Annotated in this window: 1 protein-coding gene; it reads left to right on the top strand. The window is 71.5% G+C overall.

The window, feature by feature from the left end:
* Positions 1-7: 7 nt before the first annotated feature.
* The gene (locus DZF91_RS23600) at positions 8-865 is read left to right on the top strand and encodes a carbohydrate ABC transporter permease (RefSeq protein ID WP_407920931.1); all 858 of its coding nucleotides are present in this window, start codon (positions 8-10) and stop codon (positions 863-865) included.
* Positions 866-1,239: the final 374 nt, after the last annotated feature.

The following is a 1,239-nucleotide window of genomic DNA, read 5'->3' as shown; positions in this document are numbered from 1 at the left end:
GGGTGCGGTGGCGCGGGCCCCGGGCGCGCGGGCGGGCGGCGGACGGGCGCGGGCGTGGCGGATGCTGCGGTTCGCGGTGCTGCTGGCGTTCGTCCTGGTGTTCCTGATCCCGGTGTACGTGCTGGTCGTGACGAGCTTCAAGTCGCTGCAGGAGGCCGACCCGTCCACCGCCTGGAACCTGCCCCGGCACTGGGGCCTGGGCGGCTGGCGGGCGGCCTGGACGTCGCTGCGGCCCGGGCTGGAGAACAGCGTCAAGATCGCGGTGTCCGGGTCGCTGATCTCGGCGGTGCTGGGGTCGCTCAACGGCTACGTGCTCAGCAAGTGGCGCTTCCCGGGCGCGGACGCGGTCTTCACGCTGTTCCTGTTCGGGATGTTCATCCCGTACCAGGCGGTGATGATCCCGCTGGCCGGGCTGCTCACGCACATGGAGCTGGTCGGGACGATCCGGGGCCTGGTCCTCGCGCACGTGGTGTACGGCATCCCGATCTGCACGCTGATCTTCCGGAACTACTACGTCACAATCCCGGACGAGCTGATCGAGGCGGCCCGGGTGGACGGCGCGGGGATGCTGCGGACCTACTGGTCGGTCGTGCGGCCGGTGTCCGGCCCGGCGTTCGCGGTGGTGCTGATCTGGCAGTTCACCTCGATGTGGAACGACTTCCTGTTCGCGGTGTTCCTCGGCGCCCCCGACAGCTGGCCGGTCACGGTGCTGCTGAACAACACGGCGGGCTCGGGCGCGGCGGCGGTGAACTACAGCCAGCAGATGGCCGAGGCGCTGCTGGCGTCGCTGCCGACGCTGCTGGTGTACCTGCTGCTGGGCCGGTTCTTCATGCGCGGGCTGATGGCGGGGGCGCTCAAGGGCTGAATCCAAGGGCTGAATCTGCCAAGGGAACAGGACTTCTCCGACAATAAGTGATCACTTTTGTGACGGGGCGCACAGGCGCCGCTCCGATCTCTACACTGCCGCGGTACCGGCAGCCTCGTCACGCGGAGCCACCGGCGCCGCACGGTCCAGCACGGTCCCGTGCGCGTCCGGTGCCGGGTGGCGCCTTCCGGCCGACGCAGCTCGACCACGCAGGGGGTCCCATGGGCAGCACCACCGTCCGACGTCTCACGGCCGCGGGCACCGCGTCCGGAGCCGTGCTGATCGGCTCGCTGGCGGCCGGGGCCGGGCCCGCGTCAGCGTCCGCCGGGCCGCCGTCCACCGTGCCGCTCGGCGCGTCGGCGGCCGGGGCGTCC

Origin of the sequence: Actinomadura logoneensis (genome assembly GCF_003428695.1) — a bacterium.
GTDB lineage: Bacteria > Actinomycetota > Actinomycetes > Streptosporangiales > Streptosporangiaceae > Spirillospora > Spirillospora logoneensis.
Note: the sequence above shows the minus strand (reverse complement) of the source record. Positions and strands in the feature narration are given on the sequence as shown.